This window comes from Amycolatopsis camponoti, from assembly GCF_902497555.1.
Classification (GTDB): Bacteria; Actinomycetota; Actinomycetes; order Mycobacteriales; family Pseudonocardiaceae; genus Amycolatopsis; species Amycolatopsis camponoti.
Window position 1 is genome coordinate 207,779 of the sequence record NZ_CABVGP010000002.1, and the last position, 15,103, is coordinate 222,881.

The window sequence follows — 15,103 nt, forward strand, 5'->3', positions numbered from 1 at the left end:
GAACGGTCCGGTATGCGGGAATTCTTCGACCTGACCCTCGGCGGGATCTCCGCCGGCGCGGTCTACGCGGCCCTCGGGCTCGCACTGGTCATCATCTACCGGGCCACCCGGGTGGTGAACTTCGCGCAGCCCGCCCTCGCCCTGATCTCGACGTACCTCGCGTACTCGGTGACGAAGGCGACGGGCAGCTACTGGCTGGGTTTCGCCGTCGCGATCGTGGCCGGGACCCTGCTGGGCGTCGCCACCGAACGGCTGCTGATCCGGCCGCTGCGGCACCGCTCCGAGCTGAGCTCGATCATCGTCACCCTCGGGTTGTTGCTGGTGCTGCAGGCGATCGCGGGCATGATCTGGTCCAACGAGCCGCTGGCGTTCCCGTACGCCTTCGACTTCGTCGGCCGGTTCTCCGCCAACGACCTGTTCGTGGTGCTGGTGGTGCTCGTGATCGCCGCGCTCGTGCTGGTGGTGTTCAAGTACACGCCGCTGGGCCTGCGGATGCGCGCGGCGGCGTTCGCCCCGGAGGTCGCGCGCACGCTCGGCGTGCGGGTCGGGCTGATGCTCACCGTCGGCTGGGGCCTGGCGGCGGCGGTCGGCTCGCTGGCCGGGCTGCTGGCCACCCCGCCGTTCCTCTTCCCGAACGTCCTCGACGGCGTCTTCGTCTACGCCCTCACCGCGGCCGTGCTCGGCGGCCTGGACAACCCCCTCGGCACCATCGCGGGCGGGTTCGTCCTCGGCGTCGGGCTGTCCTACGTGTCCGGCTACCTCGGGCCGGAGATGGTGACGATCGCCGCGCTGGCGATCCTCGTCGTCGTGCTGATCGTGCGTCCCAGCGGGTTGTTCGGCCGCGCGAAGGTGAGGCGGGTATGACCGTGCGAACGAGTCTTCCGGAAACCCGCGTCGAGACGGTGACGAAGAAGCGGCTGCTGCCGCCGCTGCTCCGGCACCTCCTGTTCGCGCTGGCCGCGTTCGCCGTCGTCGTCCTGCTGACGCTGGTCACCGACGAGTTCACCAACCTGCGGATCGCGACGATCGGCTACTACCTCATCGCGGTCGCCGGGCTGACCCTGCTCACCGGCCTCACCGGGCAGGTTTCCCTCGGCCACGGCGCGTTCATGTTCATCGGCGCGTACACGGTGGCGCTGCTGGTGCGGCGCGTCCCGTCGTTCCCGCTGTGGGCCGACCTGCTGCTCGCTTCGGCCGCCGGCGGGCTCGCCGGGCTGCTGGCCGGGGCCGCCGCGGCCCGGCTGCGCGGGCCGTACCTCGCCGGGGCGACGCTCGCGCTGGCCGTCGGCCTGCCCGCGCTGACCCGCCGGTTCCAGGACTTCCTGGGTGGCAGCAACGGACTCAGCTTCACCGTCCACAGCAGACCGGCCGGGATCGCCGTCCCCGAGCTGCGCTGGCAGACGTGGGTCGTCTGGCTCAGCGTGCTCATCGCGCTGGTGCTCGTGGTCAACGTCGTGCGCGGCAAGCTCGGCCGGAACTTCCGCGCGGTCCGCGACGACGAGGTCGCCGCGTCGCTGAGCGGGATCGCCGTCGGCCGTACCAAGATCCTTGCGTTCCTCATCAGCGCGGTGTGCGGCGGCCTGGCCGGTGGCCTGCAGGCGTACCTGCTCGGCACCGCCGCGCCCGGCTCGTTCACGCCCGCGCTGTCGCTGAGCCTGCTGGCGGCCGTGGTGCTCGGCGGGCTCGGCTCCCTGTGGGGCGCGCTGTGGGGCGCGATCGCGCTCGTCTACTTCCAGGCCTGGTCCGAGGACCTCGCCGACGTCCTGCACCTGAACACCGACGTGGCCAACAACCTCCCGCTCGCGGTGTACGGCGTGATCCTCATCGTCGTCGTGCTCGCCTTCCCCCGCGGTGTCCAGGGCGGGTTCCAGTGGCTACGTGGACTTCTCCGTCGACCCGCCGAAAAGAAGGAGAACCATGAGAACCACTAGGTACGGCGCGGGTTTCCTCGCTCTCGCCTTGACCCTGACCGCGTGCGGAGGTGCGGGGGAGAGCGACGGCGGCGGCCAGCAGGCCGCCGACTCGGCCGTCGGCGTCACGAAGGACACCGTCACCATCGGCACGCACCAGCCGCTGACCGGCCCGGCCGCGCCCGGGTACAGCAAGATCTCCGTCGGCGCCCGCGCGGTGTTCCAGGCGATCAACGACGGCGGCGGGATCAACGGCCGGAAGATCGACTACAAGGTCGAGGACGACGGGTACAACCCGACGAAGACCGTCGAGGTCGTCAAGAAGCTCGTCCTGCAGGACAAGGTGTTCGCGATCGTCGGCGGGCTCGGCACGCCGACGCACTCCAAGGTCGTCGACTACCTGAACACCGAGGGCGTGCCGGACCTGCTGGTGTCCTCGGGCGCGCTGGCGTGGGACAACCCCCAGAAGGCGCCGATGACTTTCGGCTACCAGCTGGACTACGCGCGTGAGGGCAAGATCCAGGGCAAGTACATCAAGGACACCTTCGCCGGCAAGAAGATCGGGTACTTCACGCAGAACGACGACATCGGCCGGGACACCCAGGCGGGGCTCGACCAGTTCATCAAGGACCAGACGGTCGCGCGGCAGGGCTACGACAGCGCCAACACCGACGTCACGCCGCAGCTGTCCGCGCTCAAGGCCGCGGGCGCCGAGGTCGTCGTCTGCGAGTGCATCCCGGCGTTCACCGCGCTGTCGATCCTGGCCGCGGCGAAGATCGGGTACAAGCCGCAGTTCGTCGTCAGCAGCATCGGCGCGGACCCGGCGACGCTGTCCGGGCTGCTGCAGGACTTCGCCAAGCGCGGCGGCGCGACCGTCTCGAGCGCGCAGCTGCTGTCCGGGCTGATCGGCACCGGCTACCTGCCCGACGTCTCGCAGACGTCCGACCCGTGGGTCGCCTACTTCAAGGGCATCCACGACAAGTACATCCCGAAGGAGCCGCTCACCAACACGCTGTTCTACGGGATGGTGCTGGGGTACACGTTCGGCCAGGCGCTGAAGGCCGCCGGGCCGGACCCGACGCGCCAGAAGATCGTCGAAGCGATGAGCTCCGGGCAGCTGAAGGGCCCGGGCCTCACGCCGTTCGGGTTCTCGAAGGACTCGCACTCCGGGTACACCGGCGGGTTCGTGTTCAAGATCAACCCGGACACCACGACGACGGTGATCCAGCCACCGTCGGTCACCGACCGGGGTACCGGGGCGATCACGCCGTACACCGGGGAACGCGCCACTCCGGAGCAGGTGAACCTGCTGGGCAAGTGAGGACCGGGCCGGTCCGCGGCGCCGCGCGGACCGGCCCGCCCGCTCACATAGGGTGGTCTCATGACGGTCAGGGACAAGGTCGTGCGGGCGGCAGTGCGCCTGTTCGCCGACAAGGGGTTCGAGGCCACGACGGTCCGCGAGATCGTCGAAGGGGCCGGCGTCACCAAGGGTGGGCTGTACCACTACTTCGAATCCAAGGACGACCTGCTCCTGGAGATCTACACCGCGATGCTGCGGATGCAGGCCCAGCGGATGCGGACCATCGCGGAGTCGGACCTGCCGCTGCCGGAACGGCTGCACGCCATCATCGCCGACGTCGTGACGACCAGCATCGCGGACCTCGACGCGGCGACGGTGTTCTTCCAGTCGTTCCCGCTGCTGGAGAAGAGCAAGCAGATCCAGGTGCGAGCCGAACGCCGCCGCTACCACGAGCGCGTGCGCGACCTCGTCGCCGAGGGGCAGCGCGCGGGGATCTTCCGCGACGACGTCCCCGCCGACCTGGTGATCAACTACCACTACGGCGCGATCCACCGGCTCCACATGTGGTACCACGCGGACGGCCCGCTGTCGGGCGAGCAGGTCGGGGAGCACTTCGCGAACCTGATGCTGCGCAGCCTCCGTCCTTAGTGGACGATCTATCGTGGTGCCATGCACATCGTGGCGGTCCTCGCGCTGGACCAGGTCGTCCCGTTCGACCTGGCGACGCCCATCGAGGTCTTCTCGCGGACGCTCCTGGGCAGCTCACCGGCCTACGAGGTCCGGATCTGCGGGCCGGCTCCCGAGCTGGACGCGGGCATGTTCACCCTGCGGCCGCCGTGGGACCTGTCCGGGTTGGCTGACGCCGACACGATCGTCGTGCCGGGCCGGGCTTCGAACCCTCCGCTGCCGCCGCCGGTGACTTCGGCTTTGCGGGCTGCCGCGGCCCGGGGCACGCGGATCGCGTCGATCTGCTCGGGAGCGTTCGTGCTGGCCGAGGCGGGCCTGCTCGACGGCCTCCGCGCGACGACCCACTGGGCGGCCGCACCGGAGCTGGCCCGGCGGTACCCGGCGGTCGACGTCGACCCGGACGTGCTGTACGTCGACAACGGGCAGATCCTGAGCTCCGCGGGCGCGGCGGCCGGGCTGGACCTGTGCCTGCACCTGATCCGCCGCGACCACGGTTCGGCGGTGGCGGCTTCGGCGGCCCGCCTCTCGGTGATGCCCCTGGAACGCGAGGGCGGCCAGGCCCAGTTCATCGCGCACGACGCGCCGCCGACGCCGCGCGGGTCCGAGCTGGAGCCGGTGCTGGCGTGGATGGAGGAGAACTGCGCGGCGGAGCTGACGCTGTCCGGCGTCGCGGCGCAGGTGGGGATGAGCACCCGCACGTTGAACCGGCGCTTCCGCGAGCAGACGGGCACGACGCCGTTGCAGTGGCTGCTGCGGGCCCGCGTCCGGCGGGCGCAGCACCTGCTGGAGGCGACGGGCGAGCCGGTGGACCGGATCGCGACGCAGGTGGGGTTCGGGTCGCCGGGGGCGTTCCGGGAGCGGTTCAAGCGGGTGGTGGGGACGAGCCCGCAGGCTTACCGGGCCAGCTTCCGGGGGCTGTGACTACCCGGCGGCGCGGAGCAGGATGTCCCGGATCGAGCCCATGCCGTACTTGTCCACCGTGCTGGAAAGTCCGGCGACTTCGCGCAGGAGCGGCTTGATGTCCACGCCCGCTGTCCCCGCTTCGGCGCAGATGTCGTTCAGCGCCAGGATTTCGTCGCGGGTGTCGCGGCCGTGGTCGCGGCCGAAAGGTGCAGGAGCCGGGTGCGGAAGTCCGCTCCCGGGAGATGGACCGCCCAGCGGAACGACGAGTGCCGGTCGAACAGCGCGCGGACGGTGGCCCGCGTCCCGTCGTCGCCGTGCTCGTAGCGGTCGAGCAGCGCCCGCAGTGCTTCTTCGGCTTCGGCCCGGATCCCGGCTTCGTCCATCGGCTCGGCGGCGCGCAGCTTCTCCGCCCACGCCGGGTCGGAGAGGTCGACCGGGCGCTTCGCGATCGGTTCCAGGCGCAGGTCCAGCCGCGCGACCGTCTCCTCGAGTTCCGCCACAGCTCACCGTAACCGGTAAGGTCGGGATCATGTCGAGCCCCGAAGCGTCCAGGGCGGGGCTGCCGGTCATCCCGGCGGCCCGGTAGCTCCCGCCTTCCCGGGCTCCCCGGGTGACCACGAAGCGTCCATCGCGTTCGTGATCCCTGGAGTTCCTTGTGTCCCGGTACTTCCTCGCCCTCGGCGTGTTCGCCATGGGCACGTCCGAATTCATGCTCGCCGGGCTGGTGCCCGGCATCGCCGCCGCGCTCGACGTCTCCGTCGTGCGGGCCGGCTACCTCACCTCGGCTTTCGCCGCCGGGATGGTCGCCGGGGCGCCGCTCATGGCCGCGCTCGCGCGGACCTGGCCGCGGCGCACCGCGCTCAAGACCTTTCTGGTCCTCTTCGTCGCCGCCCACGTCGTCGGCGCGCTTACGACGTCCTTCGCCGTCCTGCTCGCGACGCGGGTGGTCGCCGCCGTCGCCTATGCCGGGTTCCTCGCCGTCGCCCTGACCGTCGCACGCCGGGGACGCGCGGTCGCCGTCCTCCTCGGGGCCACGACCCTCGCGTGCGTCGCCGGAATCCCCGGTGGGGCGCTGCTCGGCTGGCCCACGGCCGCCTGGACCGTCGCCGGGCTGTGCCTGCCGGCCTTCGCCGCGGTGTCACGCATCGCCGACACCCCGGCCGGTGGCCGGGCCGACCTGCGGGCCGAGCTCCGGGAACTCCGCGGCTTGGCCGGCGTCCTCCTGGTCGGTGCGCTCGTCAACGCCGCGACGTTCGGCGTCTTCACCTACCTGGCGCCGATCGCCGACGGTGTCGCGCCGGTGCCGGTGGTGCTCGCCGCGTTCGGTGCGGGGTGCTTCGCCGGCATCACGGCGGCCGGACGGCTCGCCGACCGGTGGCCCGGCCGGGTCGTCGTCCTCGGCGGGTCGGCGCTGTTCGTGGGCTGGGTCGTGCTCGCCCTCGTCCCCGCGGCGCTCGTCGGCGGAGCTTTCGTGCAGGGCGCGTTGTCGTTCGCGGTGGGCGGCACGGTGATCACCCGGATCCTGCGCCTGGCCACCGGCGCCCCGACCATGGCGGGGTCGTACGCCACCGCGGCCCTGAACGCCGGCGCGACGGCGGGCCCGCTGCTCGCCGGCGCGCTGAACCCGTTCTGGGTGGCCGCGGCGCTGGTGGCGGCGGCGCTGGCGGTTCACGCCCTCCGGCGCCGGACGTAGTGGACGATCAGCAGGACAAAAGCGACCGTCGCGATCGCGCCCGCCGTGATGCGGAACGGGTCGGCCATGTCGGTGAAGGACCCGACCGCGTTGACCGCGGCGCTCACGATCAGGACCGGCCAGAGGACGAGGGGTGCCGCGGTGCGGGTGGGAGCGTCGGTGTTGGTCATGGCGGAAACGTTAAGCGCGGCCGGGAGCCGGAACGATGCCGTGCGCACCCGGATCCGGGGTGGTGCCTGCGCTACCCCGCGTCGCGGCCGAGGTAGGCGAGCACCGCCAGCACACGGCGGTGGCCGCCGCCTTCGTCCGACGGGAGGCCGAGCTTCGCGAAGATGTTGCGGATGTGCTTGAGCACCGCGCCGTCGCTGACGACGAGCAGCTCGGCGATCGTGCCGTTGTTGTAGCCCTCGGCCATCAGCGCCAGCACCTCGCGCTCCCGTGCGGTCAACGCGTCCAGCGGGTCCTTCGCACTGCGCCGGGACATCAGCTGGCCGATGACCTCCGGGTCCATCGCCGTGCCGCCCTTCGCGACCCGCTCGAGCGCGTCGAGGAACCGCTCGACCTTGCCGACCCGCTCCTTGAGCAGGTAGCCGACCGCGCCGACACCGTCGGCGAGCAGCTCGACCGCGTAGCTCGTCTCGACGTGGGCCGAGAGCACCAGCACCGGCAGGCCCGGGTGGATCTCGCGGGCGCGCACGGCCGCGCGCAGGCCCTCGTCGCGGTGGGTCGGCGGCATCCGGACGTCCATCACGACGGCGTCCGGCCGGTCGCCTTCGACGAAGGCGAGGAAGGCCTCGGCGTTGTCGAACGTGGCGGCGACCTCGATGCCCGCCGTCTTCAGCAGCAGCGCGAGACCTTCGCGCAGCAGCGCGTCGTCCTCGGCGATCACGACCCGCATGGCAGCTCCACTCGCAGCACGGTCGGCCCACCGGGTGGGCTGGTCAGGGTGAGGGTCCCGTCGAAGGCTTCGGCGCGGCGCCGGATCCCGGCGATCCCGCTGCCGCGCCTCTCGTCGGCGCCGCCACGGCCGTCGTCGCGGATCTCCAGGCGCAGCAGGCTCGCCGTGCCGCCCAGCACTATGTCCACTTGGGACGCGTCGGCGTGCTTGGTGACGTTGGCCAGCACCTCGGCGACGACGAAGTACGCGGCGGCTTCGACGGCGGCCGGGCGGCCGGTTTCGTACTCGACGGTGACCGCCGTCGGCACCGGCGTCCGCTCGGCGAGCGCGCGCACCGCGCCGGCGAGACCGCGTTCGCTCAGCAGCGGCGGGTAGATGCTGCGCACGACCGTCCGCAGCTCGGCGAGCGCGTCGGTCGCGGTGTCCTGCGCCTTGACCAGCAGGTCGCGCACCGTGTCCGGGTCGCGGTCGTAGAGCTGACCGGCGATGCCCAGCTGCAGGACGACGGCGGCGATCCGGGCCTGGGTGCCGTCGTGCAGGTCACGCTCGATGCGGCGCAGCTCGGCACCGTGCGCCTCCAGCGCCGCCGCCCGCGTCGCGGTCAGTTCCGCGACCCGGTCGGCCAGGACGACGCCGGGGGCCGGCCGCAGCAGCTTCTGAGCGGTGCGGGCCTGCCAGCGCGCGGCGCGGGGCAGCAGGAGCGTCGCCGCGGCCATTCCCGCGGCGACCAGGAAGTCCAGTCCCGCGCTCGGCCACGAATTCACCATGATGCCGAGCGAGCCCTCGATGCCGCCGGGCACCACCGGCCAGATCAAGACCGTGACGACCTGCTGGACCGCGCCGAGCGGCAGGCCGAACGCCAGGCTGCCGAGGATCAGTCCGGTCGCCGCGTGGATCGCGAGCCACGCGAGGTCGCGGCGCGTCGCCGGGTCCTTCAGCGGCGAGCCGTCCCGGTACGGCTCGGGGATGGCCTCGCCGAGTTTGCGCGCCGCGCGCCGCCGGTCGACCCGGACCGGCCACCGCGACAGCTTGATCGCCGGGGCCAGCGACGGGATGCCGACGCCGAACGGGCACAGCAGCAGGACAGCGAAGAGCCCGGCGAGGGCGAAGATCGACAACAGCGACGTGCCGGCGCCGACCACGAGGTAACGAGCCGCCGACCAGCACTCGCGCAGGCGGGTCGTCACGCCGACAGTGTCCCACCCCACCCCGGTGGTGGTGCTGGCGCTACCCCGGATCCACCCCTCCACGGGATCGAAGCCGAGGCCCCGCCGCCCTAGTTTTCCTTACAGAGAACGAAGGGGATCACGATGACGACAGCGAATGCGCTGGAACTGGCCGGGGTGCGGAAGGTGTACGGCTCCGGCGACGGCGCCGTCACCGCGCTCGACGGCGTGACGGCGGACGTGCGGCGGGGGACGTTCACCGCCGTGATGGGCCCGTCGGGCTCGGGCAAGAGCACCTTCCTGCACTGCGCGGCCGGCCTGGACCGGCCGACCTCGGGGAAGGTGCTGCTCGGCGGCACCGAGATCGGGCGGCTGAAGGAGAACGAGCTGACCCGGCTGCGGCGCACTCGCGTCGGGTTCGTGTTCCAGGCCTACAACCTGCTGCCGTCGCTGAACGTGCTGCAGAACATCACGCTGCCGCTGCGGCTGGCCGGCACCAAGCCGGACCCGCAGTGGCTGCGCGAAATCGTCGAAGGCGTCGGGATGGCGAAGCGGCTGGAGCACCGCCCGGCGGAGCTGTCCGGCGGGCAGCAGCAGCGCGTCGCGATCGCCCGGGCGCTCATCGCCCGGCCCGACGTCGTGCTGGCCGACGAGCCGACCGGCGCGCTCGACACCCGCACCGCGCGCCAGGTCCTCGACCTGCTCCGCGCCGTCGTCGACGGCATGGGCCAGACCGTGCTGATGGTGACCCACGACCCGGTCGCCGCCTCGGCCGCCCACGGCGTGCTGTTCCTCGCCGACGGCCGGCTGGCCGGGCACCTCCCGCACCCCACGCCCGAGCGCGTGGCGGAGCGTATGACGCACCTCGGGGAGTGGTGACCGTGCTGTCCCTGGCCTGGCAGACGATCCGGACGCGGCTCGGCGGGTTCGCCGGCGCGTTCATCGCGATCCTGTGCGGCACCGCCCTGGTGGCGGGCTGCGGGGTCCTCATGGAGTCCGGCCTGCGCGCCGGCGTCCCCACCCAGCGCTACGCCGCCGCGGCGGTCGTCGTCGGCGGTGCCCAGAGCGTGCGGCCCCCGGGTGCCGACGCGCTGTCGTCCGAGCAGGTCGGCGAGCAGCCGTCGGTGCCGGAAGCGCTGGCCGGCCGGATCGCCTCGGTGCCCGGCGTCCGCGCGGCGGTGGCCGAGCAGAGCTTCCCGGCCCAGGTCGTGACGGCGTCCGGCGAGGTGCTCGGCGGCGCGCAGTCGCTCGGCCACAACTGGGACGCGGCCGTGCTGGCGCCGTTCACGCTGCGCTCCGGCGCGGAGCCCACGGCTCCCGGCGACGTCGTCTTGGACGCCGACCTGGCCCGGCGCGCCGGCGTGGACGTCGGCGGGCAGGTGCGGATCGCGACCCGGTCGGTGCCGATGACGTTCCGGGTCAGCGGCGTCGTCGACAGCCTGTCGCGGCAGTCGGCGCTGTTCTTCACGCCGCAGCGGGCCGCGGAGCTGACCGGGCAGCCCGGACGGGCCCACGCGATCGGCGTCCTGGCCGCACCCGGGGTGGCGCCGGAGACGCTCGCCGAACGGATCGGCGCGATCGTGGACGGCGCCGAGGTCACGACCGGGGTCGAGCGCAGCACGATCGAGTTCCTCGACGTCAGCCAGACGCGGCTGCTGCTGCTCACCATCGCCGGCTCGTTCGGCGGGTTCGCCCTGCTCGTGGCCGTGTTCGTGGTGGCGAGCACGCTCGCGCTGACGATCAACCAGCGACGCCGGGAATTCGCGCTGCTGCGGGCGGTCGCCGCGACGCCGAAGCAGATCCGCAAGCTCATCGGCATCGAAACGACGCTGGTCGCGCTCGTCGCCGGGGTGCTCGGCGGCGCTTCGGGTCTCGCGGTGGCGTCGGGGCTGCGCGACGCGTTCGCGGCGATCGGCGTGATCCCGGCCGACTTCGAGCTGGCGATCAGCCCGCTGCCGCCGCTCGCCGCGCTGCTGCTCGGCCTGGGCGCGGCCCGGCTGGCGGCGTGGGCGGCGTCGCGGCGGCCGTCGATGATCCGGCCGGTCGAGGCGCTCGGCGAGGCGGCGGTCGAACGCCGTGAGCTGGGCCGTGTCCGCCTGCTCACCGGCTGGGCGCTCGTTCTCGCGGGCCTCGGGGGCGCGATGGTGCCGCTGTTCCTGCGCGGCGACATCGGGACCGCGATCTCGACGATGGCGACGCTGGTCGTCGTCATCGGGCTGGCGGTGGTCGGCCCGCAGGTGACCGGGCTGGTGACGCGCGTGCTCGCACCGGTGCTGGGGCGGGTCTGGCGGATCAGCGGGTACCTGGCCGGCGCGAACGCCCAGGCCAACACCCGCAGGCTGGCGGCGGCGGTGACCCCGCTGATGCTGTCGGTGGCGTTCGCGCTGGCGACGTTCTACAGCCAGACGTCGTCGACGGCGGCCGCGGCGGAGGAGACGGCCCGCTCGACGACGGCCGACTACGTGCTGAGCGGTCCGGCGGGGGTTTCGCCGGAGGTCGCCGCGGCGCTGGCCAGGGTGCCGGGGGTCGCGACGGCGACACCGGTGGTGCGGACGTCGGTGATCACGGTGTCGTCGATGGGCGACAGCGTGGACGTCCAGCGCAAGCCCGCGCAGGGCCTGGCGGGAGATCAGACCCGCGGAGCACTGGAGCTGGGCGTCGACTCGGGTCGGCTCGCGGACCTGGCCGGCGACACGGTGGCGTTGAGCCGGTCGGAGGCCGACTGGCTGGACAAGAAGCCCGGCGACGAGGTGACGTTCTACTTCGGCGATGGCGCCCCGGCGAAGCTGCGCCTGGTGGCGACGTACACGCACGACCTGGCGTTCGGCGACTTCGTGCTGCCGGTGGCCCTGGCCCGCGAACACAACGGCGGCCGCCTGGACGATTCGGTGCTGGTCCGCCGTTCCCCCGACGCGGATCCCGCGGCGGTCGCGGCGGCGCTGCGCTCGTTGCCGTACCCGGGCTTGACGGTGGCTCCGTCGATGTCGGCCCCGGAGGGCGGAGAGCGGCAGGCGCAGTTCTACCTGAACCTGGTGGCGGTCGGCGTGATCGTCGGGTACCTGGCGATCTCGGTGGCCAACACGCTGGTCCTGACGACGGCCCAGCGGTCCCGCGAGTTCGCGCTGCTGCGGCTGATCGGGACAACCCGCCGCCAGGTGACCCGCATGATGCGACTCGAGGCGTTGGTGACGGTGGGGACCGCGGTGGTGGTGGGGACTGTGGTCGCGGTGGTGCCACTGGGCTTGCTGAACGCGGGGCTGCGAGGGAGCCCGGTGCCGTCCGGACCCTGGTCCGTCTACTTCGGAATCATCGGCGGCGCGGTGCTGTTGGGGCTGCTGGCGATGGGGCTGTCGACGTGGGTGGCCCTGCGGGCCCGCCCCATCGACGCGATCGGCCTGCGGGAGTAGCGCGGTGCGGGTGAGCCGGTTCCGGCTCACCCGCACCGGTTTCAGCAGGCGGCGCCGGTGTCTTCGCCGGTGTAGGAGAGAACTCGCCAGTCGGTGGTCCCGCCCAGCGGAACAGTACTGCCGGCGGCGACGCACTTTTCGCCGATGAAGGTCTTGAAGGCACCGCCGTACGTCAGGGAGTAGGCCTTGATCTCGGTGGCCGCGGCCGGGAATTCCCTAATCCGGCGGCCACAACCCCAGCCTCGTGAACTGCTCCCGGACGTGGTCCCGCACCGGGTCGCCGACGTCGGCGACGAGCGCGATCGTCTGGCGGGACTCGTTCCACGCCTCGACCTGCCGGCCGGTCGCGGCCAGCGACCGCACCAACGCCACCAGCGCGCGGACGACCGGGACGTGGTCGGAACGGGAGACGCCGAGGGCCTTCCGGGCGACCAGCAGGACGTCACCGTGCTCTTCGGCGTCGCAAGCGGCCTCGCTCAGCTCCACCAGCGCGGCGAGCGTCTGCTCGTGGCCGGCCGGGTACCGCTCGTGCAGCTCGACGGCTTCGGTGAGCTGCCGGATGGCCTCCGTGGTCCGGCCGGCGCGGCGGCTCAGCAGACCGAGCTCAAGCGCCATCGCGGCGTGGCGTCGGTGGTCGCCCAGCTCGGCGTAGAGCGTTTTCGCCTGGGACAGATGGGTTTCGGCTTCTTCGAGCTCGTCTCGACGGCGCAGGTGCGCGCCGAGGTCGCCGTGCGCCGCGGCGCACTGGGCGGGCTCATTGAGGCTGTGCTGGATGTCGAGGGCCTCCCGCAGGCAGGACTCGGCGCGGTCCCGCTCCCCGGCCTCCGCCGCGTGGCGGGCGAGCAGGAGGAGAACCTCCGACCGGTCCCGGCTGTTCCGGGTGTTGCCGAAGAGCAAGTTCGCGATCTCCAGGGATTCGGCGATCTTGTCCGGGTCGTCGTGGATCCGCGCCAGGGTCGCCAGTGTCTGGCCTTCGGCGTCGCGGTCCTGGGCGTCTCGTGCGGCGAGCAGGACCGTCTCGACGGTTTCGCGCCAATCGCATCCGGTGTCGTCGAAGGCGAGGTGAGGTCGGATCAGCCGGAGCAGCGTCACCGCCCGCGGCAGGTTGCCGCCCGCCGCGCGGCGGATCGCGGCGCACAGGCTCGCCTCTTCCGCGGCCAGGAACGCTTCCGCGGCCTCGAAATCCGGCAGACCGGCGTGCGGCACTTCGGCTGTGCGCCGCAGAGCCGGCGCCAAGACCTCGGCGGCGTCGGTGACACGGGCGATGTACCAGTCGAGGAGCCGCGCCTCGGCCTGCCGGCGGTCTTCGCTCGAGTCGTGGGCCCGCGCCAGCCGTTCACCGGCCTCGCGGGTGAGAGCGTCCATCCGGTATCGGCCGTCATCCCGGTCGATCAGGTACAGCGACCCGAGCCTGGTCAGCGCGCCGCGGGTCGACTCCTCGTCGGTTCCGTCCAGGGCGAGGACCGCTTCGAAGGTGATGCTGGGGGAGCTGTGCAGGGCGAGCGCGCGGAAGAGCCGCGCGGCCGGCGCGCCGAGGGCGTGGTAGGACCACAGCACCGACGTCAGGATCGTGCCCGACGCCAGTTCGCCGGCCAGCAGGAGTTCGGCCGGGCTCGGCAGGCCGCCCGTGCTGGGCAAGAGTTCGGCGAGGGTGCGGACGGCCTGCGGGGCACCGCCGGTCAGCGTCCGCACCGCCGCCGGGTCGGGCCGCTCGGCCTCCGTGTCGCGCAGAAGGCCGCCGAGCAGCCGGGCTATGTCGGCTTCGGAGAACGGCCGCACCTCCAGCCGGAAGGCGCCGTGGTGGGTCACGAGGTCGCTGAGCCGGTGCCGGCTGGTCACGACGACCACGGAGTGCGCGCTGCCTGGCAGCAGGGGCACGACCTGGCCGGAATCCCGGGCGTTGTCGAGGAAAACCAGCACGCGGTGGTCGTCGAGCAGGGTCCGCAGCATCCGGACCCGCGCGCTCGGGCTCGCGGGGATCGCGGACGCGGCGACGCCGAGCGCGTCGAGGAATTCGGCGAGCACGTCGGCGGGATCGCGGGGCGGGCCGGTGCCGTAGCCGCCGAGGTCGGCGTGCAGCTGCCCGTGCGGGAACCGCTCACGGACGGCGTGCGCCCAGTGCAGGCCGAGCTCGGTTTTGCCGACCCCGGCCGGCCCGGTCAGCGCGACGATGAGGGTCGCGGGTGGGCCGCCGACCCGCGAGCGCACGTAGAGGTCGTCCAGCCGGTCGACGTCGTCGGCGCGGTCGACGAACTGGCTGACGGCCGAGGGCAGCTGCGCGGGAGGCAGGGCGCGCAGGGCCGCCTGGGTCCGGTGCCGGTCCGCGGGCGCGGGCGAATCGCGGGACTGCAGCAGGCGCTGGTGCAGGTCCTGCAGGTCCTGGCCGGGGCCGGTCCCGAACGACCGGGCGAACCGGTCGTACACCTGTTTCCAGTACGCGTCGAAGACTTCGTAGTGCCCGAGCCCGTTCAGGGCGGTGATCCGCTGGGCGATGTACTGGGTGTCCAGCTCGTGGTCGACCATGGCTTCGTCGAGGATCCGCAGCACCCGGCGGTAGTCCCGGCGTTCGAGCTCGACGGCGCACAGCGCCTGATAGCCGGCCACGCGCTCGTAGCGGTCGATGTCCTCCCGTTTCTGCTCCATCCAGATGGTCCCGAGATCTTCGACGACGGGCCCGCGCCAGAGCCCCATGGCTTCCCGCAGCGCGGCGGCGGCATCGTCGAACCGCCCGGCTTCCCGCGCTTGTTCGCCGTTCTTCATGAGTTTTTTGAAACGCGCGTAGTCGAGATCGTCGTCCTCGGGCAGGAACTGGTAGCCGGCCCGCTGGGTGACGATCTTCGCGGAAACCCCGGCGTCGCGCAGGGAGGCCCTCAGCCGGCTGACGTAGGCGTGGAGATCCTTCCGGGCGTGATCGGGCGGGTCGTCCCAGAGGGCTTCGGTAACGGTCCGGACGGCGACGACCTTCCCGTGGTTGAGCATCAGCACGCCCAGAAGCGACCGTTCCTTGGCCCGCCCGAGCGCGACCTCCCGGTCGCCGAGCAGGAGTTCGACGTGCCCCAGGATCCGGAACTGCATCGCACCTTGTGGTTGGTCGGCAGGACTTCCTGTCCAGACGGTAACCCGGCGACGTGCGGGTTTC

At 72.5% G+C, this 15,103-nt stretch carries 13 protein-coding genes; 8 read left to right on the top strand and 5 right to left on the bottom strand.

Annotated features, from left to right (window positions below):
* Positions 1–12: 12 nt before the first annotated feature.
* Genes AA23TX_RS21780 through AA23TX_RS21800 form a run of 5 tightly spaced genes read left to right on the top strand, consistent with a single transcriptional unit; the run spans position 13 to position 4,818 of the window.
* Entirely contained in the window at positions 13–864 is an 852-nt protein-coding gene (locus AA23TX_RS21780) for a branched-chain amino acid ABC transporter permease (protein WP_155544722.1), read from the top strand.
* Positions 861–1,931, top strand: a complete 1,071-nt coding sequence (locus tag AA23TX_RS21785) for a branched-chain amino acid ABC transporter permease (protein ID WP_155544723.1) — start codon at positions 861–863, stop codon at positions 1,929–1,931. The genes AA23TX_RS21780 and AA23TX_RS21785 overlap by 4 nt, the downstream gene beginning before the upstream one ends.
* Positions 1,918–3,231 (top strand): ABC transporter substrate-binding protein, encoded by a 1,314-nt coding sequence (locus tag AA23TX_RS21790; protein WP_155544724.1) that lies wholly within the window; start codon positions 1,918–1,920, stop codon positions 3,229–3,231. The genes AA23TX_RS21785 and AA23TX_RS21790 overlap by 14 nt, the downstream gene beginning before the upstream one ends.
* Before the next feature lie 60 nt (positions 3,232–3,291).
* Positions 3,292–3,858 carry a TetR/AcrR family transcriptional regulator gene (locus AA23TX_RS21795; RefSeq protein WP_155544725.1) on the top strand — a complete coding sequence of 189 codons (567 nt, stop codon included), beginning with the start codon at positions 3,292–3,294 and terminating at the stop codon, positions 3,856–3,858.
* A gap of 21 nt (positions 3,859–3,879) precedes the next feature.
* Entirely contained in the window at positions 3,880–4,818 is a 939-nt protein-coding gene (locus AA23TX_RS21800) for a GlxA family transcriptional regulator (protein WP_155544726.1), read from the top strand.
* Positions 4,819–4,955: 137 nt separating this feature from the next.
* Here AA23TX_RS21800 and AA23TX_RS21805 read toward each other — a convergent pair whose 3' ends face one another.
* Positions 4,956–5,300, bottom strand: a complete 345-nt coding sequence (locus tag AA23TX_RS21805) for a hypothetical protein (RefSeq protein WP_230862653.1) — start codon at positions 5,298–5,300, stop codon at positions 4,956–4,958.
* Between the two features lie 191 nt (positions 5,301–5,491).
* Here AA23TX_RS21805 and AA23TX_RS21810 point away from each other — a divergent pair, with 191 nt between their 5' ends.
* Entirely contained in the window at positions 5,492–6,493 is a 1,002-nt protein-coding gene (locus AA23TX_RS21810; RefSeq protein ID WP_155547217.1) for an MFS transporter, read from the top strand.
* On the opposite strand, the gene AA23TX_RS21815 is transcribed toward AA23TX_RS21810, so the two are convergent.
* The 3 genes from AA23TX_RS21815 to AA23TX_RS21825 form a co-directional block, all read right to left on the bottom strand.
* Entirely contained in the window at positions 6,469–6,663 is a 195-nt protein-coding gene (locus tag AA23TX_RS21815) for a hypothetical protein (protein WP_155544727.1), read from the bottom strand. The two genes, AA23TX_RS21810 and AA23TX_RS21815, sit on opposite strands and share 25 nt — an antisense overlap.
* A 71-nt stretch (positions 6,664–6,734) precedes the next feature.
* A complete protein-coding gene (locus AA23TX_RS21820) occupies positions 6,735–7,391 on the bottom strand; it encodes a response regulator transcription factor (protein WP_155544728.1) in 657 nt (218 codons plus the stop codon).
* Positions 7,379–8,578: a sensor histidine kinase gene (locus AA23TX_RS21825; RefSeq protein WP_155544729.1), complete on the bottom strand. Its 1,200-nt coding sequence runs from the start codon at positions 8,576–8,578 to the stop codon at positions 7,379–7,381. Before AA23TX_RS21825 ends, AA23TX_RS21820 begins: the two co-directional genes overlap by 13 nt.
* A gap of 123 nt (positions 8,579–8,701) precedes the next feature.
* On the opposite strand from AA23TX_RS21825, the gene AA23TX_RS21830 reads away from it, so the two are divergent.
* Positions 8,702–9,436 (top strand): ABC transporter ATP-binding protein, encoded by a 735-nt coding sequence (locus AA23TX_RS21830; RefSeq protein WP_439328772.1) that lies wholly within the window; start codon positions 8,702–8,704, stop codon positions 9,434–9,436.
* On the top strand, positions 9,430–11,964 hold the full coding sequence (locus AA23TX_RS21835; protein WP_155544731.1) for an ABC transporter permease: 2,535 nt from the start codon (positions 9,430–9,432) through the stop codon (positions 11,962–11,964). Before AA23TX_RS21830 ends, AA23TX_RS21835 begins: the two co-directional genes overlap by 7 nt.
* A gap of 216 nt (positions 11,965–12,180) precedes the next feature.
* Here the strand turns inward: AA23TX_RS21835 and AA23TX_RS21840 are convergent, their stop codons facing one another.
* Positions 12,181–15,039, bottom strand: a complete 2,859-nt coding sequence (locus AA23TX_RS21840; protein WP_155544732.1) for an AfsR/SARP family transcriptional regulator — start codon at positions 15,037–15,039, stop codon at positions 12,181–12,183.
* Positions 15,040–15,103: the final 64 nt, after the last annotated feature.

What these genes read in the sequence shown, in the direction of transcription:
- AA23TX_RS21795 (WP_155544725.1), top strand. Translation starts at nt 3,292, where the DNA reads ATGACGGTCAGGGACAAGGTCGTGCGGGCGGCAGTGCGCCTGTTCGCC.
- AA23TX_RS21785 (WP_155544723.1), top strand. Translation starts at nt 861, where the DNA reads ATGACCGTGCGAACGAGTCTTCCGGAAACCCGCGTCGAGACGGTGACG.
- AA23TX_RS21815 (WP_155544727.1), bottom strand. Translation starts at nt 6,663, where the DNA reads ATGACCAACACCGACGCTCCCACCCGCACCGCGGCACCCCTCGTCCTC.
- AA23TX_RS21780 (WP_155544722.1), top strand. Translation starts at nt 13, where the DNA reads ATGCGGGAATTCTTCGACCTGACCCTCGGCGGGATCTCCGCCGGCGCG.
- AA23TX_RS21790 (WP_155544724.1), top strand. Translation starts at nt 1,918, where the DNA reads ATGAGAACCACTAGGTACGGCGCGGGTTTCCTCGCTCTCGCCTTGACC.
- AA23TX_RS21830 (WP_439328772.1), top strand. Translation starts at nt 8,702, where the DNA reads ATGACGACAGCGAATGCGCTGGAACTGGCCGGGGTGCGGAAGGTGTAC.
- AA23TX_RS21820 (WP_155544728.1), bottom strand. Translation starts at nt 7,391, where the DNA reads ATGCGGGTCGTGATCGCCGAGGACGACGCGCTGCTGCGCGAAGGTCTC.
- AA23TX_RS21840 (WP_155544732.1), bottom strand. Translation starts at nt 15,039, where the DNA reads ATGCAGTTCCGGATCCTGGGGCACGTCGAACTCCTGCTCGGCGACCGG.
- AA23TX_RS21800 (WP_155544726.1), top strand. Translation starts at nt 3,880, where the DNA reads ATGCACATCGTGGCGGTCCTCGCGCTGGACCAGGTCGTCCCGTTCGAC.
- AA23TX_RS21810 (WP_155547217.1), top strand. Translation starts at nt 5,492, where the DNA reads ATGGGCACGTCCGAATTCATGCTCGCCGGGCTGGTGCCCGGCATCGCC.